A 5,191-nucleotide genomic window follows, 5' to 3' on the forward strand; every position below is an offset into this window, starting at 1 on the left:
GATTAATTTAAAGCTCGCTATTTAACTTTTTGGATGATTAATAGCGAGCTTTTGGTTTACCTCAATAAATAAAGTAATTTTTTAATCTTTTTGATTAAAATTATATCAACCATAAAATGGCAGGTCATTAACGTCCCGCTATTTTGTATTAACAAACATCTTTCTCTTCACTCTATTCATCAATTCAAAATTATTAGTAAAAATGCCTGCTACGCCCCGCTTAAAATATCGCTTAGCTAATTTAGGATTATCCACAGTCCAAATGCGCTGAGTAATTTTACTTGGCAAATACCAATGTGGATGAATCGCAGCAAAATGATTTTTTCTAACAAGCCTTTGTGGAAAAAGAATCGGAACTTTGGTTAAAAAGCAATATTGCTGATGCGGATCAACACGCTGGCAATTTTTCAAAGTTTGATAATTGAAAGACGAAAAGATAATAGGATGCACGAAGTGATACTCTTTTGCCAGTGCCAAAACAATAGCTTCAATGCCCTTATCATGAACCTTATTAGTTTTGAATTCTAAGTTAATGTACAAGTCTTTATCTTGCAAAATTTCAAAAAGTTCTCTCAACATAGGCACAGGTTCGCCATTTTTCAAATGGAACTTTCTGATTTCACTCAACGTATAATCCTTGATATAGCCGCTGCCATCAGTAGTACGATCAATTTCTTCATCGTGCATGACCACAGGCACCTTGTCCTTAGTCAAATGCACATCAAATTCGACGCCTTCAGCCCCATGCGTTGCCGCATAGCGAAAGCCTTCTAATGAATTTTCAGCGAATTTCACCGGCAATCCCCGGTGAGCAAAAATAATTGTTTCTGTCATATTTTATCCCACAAAAAATGCCACCTCACGGCAGCATCCCTTTTTCAAAATTAATCTAATACAATTGCACCTTGAGTTGCCAATACATCGCGTACGAGAGTCTTAACGTCTCTTCTAATAACCATGCCGTCAGTTTCCTCAATATATTCCTTATAGTGAGGAGTTTGAACATGGGAATCATATGCTTCATCATTTGCATAAACTTCAACAAAGTACCATTCGTTAGGATTATCCTTGTTAGTACCTGACATCATAATTTCCATACCTGGTTCAGATGCAATACTAGTAGTCATTTCCTTTTTAACTGAATGAGAAAACTTTTCAGCATCTTTCTCTTTAACTTCGACAGTTACCAGACGCATAACAAAATTATCTGCATAGCTGTTCAAAGCCTTTTGTGCATGAGTTGTGATTACTTCTGGCTTTAAGTTGATAATCTTCTTATCTGTGCTAATGCTATCCACAGTTTCTTCGAAATCTACTGCTGACATTGATGCAATATGCGCATCTTCTGCTTCCTTATTGCGGAACAATTCAATCTTGTAATTATCTTCGCCCTTAGCATCATCATGAGCACTACCGATAACCAAAGTTCCTTCTTCGGCTGGAATAGAATCATGCATATATTTTTCAGCCTTGCGAATATATTCATCGCGATCATTTTCTGCAATATTTAATTTAGTAATTTTAAAAATTGGTGTTTCATCCATTTTTCTTGCAGGCCAATGGCTTTTCACATATTCGACTTCATGACCATTGCTCTTCAGTTGAACGCATTCAGCATTACGAAAACCATGGAATTTGCGATTACCCGCCTTTTCACGAATGTATTGTCCCATGCTATCGCCGTGACCGACTATTAAAATATTTTCGCCATCTTTAGCATCCCGCAAAATCAAATTAATTCCGCGTTCTATCCGCTCAACTACTTCGCGATTATCTTCCATTGAACCTGATCTAAACTTCATTAGTGGCCACCAAAAGTTTTTCTTAGCCTCAAATGGCCCATAATTTTTCTCTTTTAAATCTTTCAAGCGCTCGTAATCCATTCCAGGACCAGCAATAATCTCTAACGTATCACTGGCACGCTCCTGCGTTGAACAATACGCCTTATCAAAGACTATTCGCTTTTTCTTAAAATAATCTCGCAAAGCCTCAGCCTGCTTAATACCTAACTTAGTTAAAGCAGAGTCACAGCTGCCTTGCATTCTTTGTTGAGCATTGAATAATGTCTGTCCATGTCGTACTAAATATAAATTTATCGCCATTTAATTTTGTTTCAAACTCTCCGCAGGCCATACATAAGTATCCAAATGAACATTTTTGCCATCAACTGACAACTTAACAATAGAAGCATTGGCAAAACCAGCAAAGTTGGGATCGGCAACATCTCTAACATATTTAGCTAAAATATCACCGTGACCAACAACTAATGCAGTTTCACCATCATTTACACCCTTCAAGATTTGCGTAATAGCGCGATGCATTCTACCCACAACATCTTCATCTTTTTCCATAGTTGGATCACCATTGGGATTATTGTAGTTCCAAGGAAGCAAAAATTCATCTTGACCTTCAAAAATGCCGTAACATTGTTCACGCAAGTCCTTTAGTCGCTTATATGGCATCTTATGATCTGTAATAATTTCTAAAGTGTCACAGGCACGTTCTTGGGTTGATGAAAAAGCCTTGTCAAAATGAACATCATGCTTTTGGAAATAGTCACGTGCCATCTCTACTTGACGAATTCCCATCTCAGTTAATGGAGAATCACATCTTCCTTGCACCTTGTGATAATAATTAAAATATGTTTGTCCGTGTCGCACTAAATATAAAGTTTTTGTCATATCTCTCTCCTTAGTATTTTTTATCTATCATATCAAAAAATCACGCCTATTACGTGCTTAATTTAATTTTTACGGCCTAAAATTGGTGTTATACTTCTCGCTTTCCACAATGAAAGTCGGGACACTAATAAAGTGCATTGAGTAAATCTTGCCCGTCTTAGAAATGCTAAAGCCATAATAATTATGATCGCCATCATGGCTTGATCCTTGAGTATTAAACAAATCGCCAGCATGTTCCCATTCACGGTACAAAGACTTGTTTTTACGCTCATCTTCACCAGATCCAGCGAAGCCAAAAATCATTTGTTTCAAGCCAAAGTAGACATTGCGCTTCATTTCACCCATTGGCATAGTGGTTTTATTAATAGTAAAACCAGCCATATCTTCAACATAATTATCATCTAATTCAAGGCCATGCTTTTGACAAGCTTTGACAATACCTTCTACATAATGTCCTTGATCTTTAATGCTACGTCCATGTTCTTCATATTCTTTGGCAATATCATCTGCCAATTCTTGCGTACCAGTACTATAAATCCAAGGTTCAAGTCCTAATTGTTCACGAGCACTATTAATTACTCTTAATGAAAAATCGGCTAATTCATGTTGTTCACTCGCAGAAAGCTTATCCGGATTAATTAGCTTTTTATCGCTTGCACTTTCATCAGTTGCAACCCGTGAGAAATTATTTTCTTCCATGCCTTTCATTGAAGCTGCAATAAATTCTTCACTTGGATGGCCCTTATATGCTTCTAAAAGTGCAGAACGCGTATAGCCACTTGGCAATTTAATGACAGCTTGACTATATCTATCCACTGTCTTCTTCACCAATTTAGCATTTTTAGCTAAAATCCAATGTGAATTATTACCAATTTTATAAGCCAAATGCTTTTTCTTGCCAATTTTTAGATAATTCTTAGCAGAATAGGAATATGTTCTGCTTGTATAAGCGTAATACTTAGATTTTTTACCGCGATTTGTATAAAGACGTACTTTTTTATTTCCTTTTATTCGCAGTTTACCTTTGCTGGCCGCTTGTACTACTTGAGGATGAGTTTGCGTAAGCATGCTAACAGGTCCCATTAAACAGACACTAGTAAGCAATGTCACCATCATTTTCTTTCTCATAATTGTCCTCACTTTCTAGCACTGTCATAGCCATAATTTAATTATATCGTACTATTTTGAATTACAAAAAGACACCTCTCCGAATTTGGAAAAAGTGCCCTTTCTTATTATTCAATTGTTATTTAGTTTTTAACTGATTAATACCAGCCGTTTGCTTGCCAGAATGCCTTAGCAGCAGTCCATGAACCGTAACGGCTTTGTACGTATTGGTCAGCAACTCTTTCTTGGTTGGCAGCTGAGTAGTCACCGTTCAAGTATGATGCTGAAAGTTGGTACTTACCTACGTATTGACCGTTTGATGCGCTGTATGAACCACCTGATTCACGAGCAGCAATCCAAGCCTTAGCACTAGCTTCTGAACCAGTTGCATTTGAAGTGTATGACTTTGCACTAGTAGTTGCAGCGGTTTGAGTAGTTGCTGCTTGTGATTGAGTTTGGGTTTGAGTTTGAGCAGTAGGTGCTTGGCTAACAGTTGTAGTTGACTTAGCAGTTGCATTGTTTGCTGCTACATAACCAGCAGTTACGTACTCAGCACGAATCCATTGGTTCTTGCCTAAGTCGTACCACTTATGACCCTTTGAGTCGTATGCAGTCTTAATAACTTTCCATGAAGTGTTGCTTGCTAAAGTTTGACCAGTTGCTACTGGGTTTTCGTAGTTGTTGTATACAGTAATTGAATTATCTGAAACGTAGTTTACAGTTACTACGTGAGCGTCATTTTGAACTATAGCAGCTTGAGCTGTTTGTGAGCCCGCATTGTTTGCTACTACTAAACCTGTAACTGACATAGCAGCTACTGCAATTGACTTAACTAAGATAGATTTAATCTTCAAAAAAATCCTCTCCTTAAAGTTATAAAAAATAATATAAGTAACGAATTTTCACTTATTCGTCTGTCTGTATTAACTCGACATCGTATATACTACAAGCTTTTCGTTTCAGAACCATAACAGGAATATCACTCGATCATTAAGAAAGTATTACTTGATATGACATTCTTGTAACATTTGTAACATTAGTGTAAATTTATTTAGCTTATACAAAACATTGATCTATCAAGCTTTCTAGCACTTTTATTTTTTGGTTTGCTATGTGCAAAAGCATGTTCGTATTTAACACGCTGAAATATTGTTGCAAACAAAAATAGATTCTTTCCAGTTAGAAAGTTAAGTGCTATAGTAAAATTGTATTTTTAAATAAAAGCGAGGAATAATTATGACTAAATACGAAGTTAAGTTAACTGAAGAAGATTTACAAATGATCAAAGATTGTCACTCAAAGAACCCTTCAATCATGAAGGCTATGAACGAAGCTAAGAAAGTTGAAGACTAATTAATATTTTTGATCTCTAAATCTAAGAAAAGAACCTAGGAAGTAGTATA

General features: G+C 36.3%; 5 protein-coding genes and 1 pseudogene. All 6 read right to left on the minus strand.

The window, feature by feature from the left end; genetic code table 11:
* Positions 1-138: 138 nt before the first annotated feature.
* The 6 genes and pseudogenes from HMPREF0518_RS05540 to apf all read right to left on the minus strand — a co-directional run bounded on the left by HMPREF0518_RS05540 (position 139) and on the right by apf (position 4,642).
* A complete protein-coding gene (locus HMPREF0518_RS05540; protein ID WP_003626944.1) occupies positions 139-834 on the minus strand; it encodes a glycerophosphodiester phosphodiesterase family protein in 696 nt (231 codons plus the stop codon).
* Between the two features lie 50 nt (positions 835-884).
* Positions 885-1,544: a putative quinol monooxygenase gene (locus HMPREF0518_RS11055; RefSeq protein ID WP_035504500.1), complete on the minus strand. Its 660-nt coding sequence runs from the start codon at positions 1,542-1,544 to the stop codon at positions 885-887.
* Positions 1,542-2,102 (minus strand): annotated as a pseudogene (locus HMPREF0518_RS10750) (histidine phosphatase family protein); the annotation flags it as partial. The pseudogene HMPREF0518_RS10750 and the gene HMPREF0518_RS11055, both read right to left, overlap by 3 nt.
* The gene (locus HMPREF0518_RS05555; RefSeq protein ID WP_003626946.1) at positions 2,103-2,681 is read right to left on the minus strand and encodes a histidine phosphatase family protein; all 579 of its coding nucleotides are present in this window, start codon (positions 2,679-2,681) and stop codon (positions 2,103-2,105) included.
* 69 nt (positions 2,682-2,750) lie between these two features.
* Positions 2,751-3,809 carry an SEC10/PgrA surface exclusion domain-containing protein gene (locus tag HMPREF0518_RS05560; protein WP_003626948.1) on the minus strand — a complete coding sequence of 353 codons (1,059 nt, stop codon included), beginning with the start codon at positions 3,807-3,809 and terminating at the stop codon, positions 2,751-2,753.
* Positions 3,810-3,946: 137 nt separating this feature from the next.
* Complete coding sequence (gene apf / locus HMPREF0518_RS05565) at positions 3,947-4,642, minus strand: aggregation-promoting factor (protein WP_003626950.1); 696 nt, start codon at positions 4,640-4,642, stop codon at positions 3,947-3,949.
* Positions 4,643-5,191: the final 549 nt, after the last annotated feature.

The organism is Lactobacillus helveticus DSM 20075 = CGMCC 1.1877 (assembly GCF_000160855.1).
In the GTDB taxonomy this organism is placed as follows: domain Bacteria; phylum Bacillota; class Bacilli; order Lactobacillales; family Lactobacillaceae; genus Lactobacillus; species Lactobacillus helveticus.

Excerpts from the sequence above, each read along its gene's own strand:
- HMPREF0518_RS05540 (WP_003626944.1), bottom strand. The coding sequence starts at position 834 with ATGACAGAAACAATTATTTTTGCTCACCGGGGATTGCCGGTGAAATTC.
- HMPREF0518_RS11055 (WP_035504500.1), bottom strand. The coding sequence starts at position 1,544 with ATGGATGAAACACCAATTTTTAAAATTACTAAATTAAATATTGCAGAA.
- HMPREF0518_RS05555 (WP_003626946.1), bottom strand. The coding sequence starts at position 2,681 with ATGACAAAAACTTTATATTTAGTGCGACACGGACAAACATATTTTAAT.
- HMPREF0518_RS05560 (WP_003626948.1), bottom strand. The coding sequence starts at position 3,809 with ATGAGAAAGAAAATGATGGTGACATTGCTTACTAGTGTCTGTTTAATG.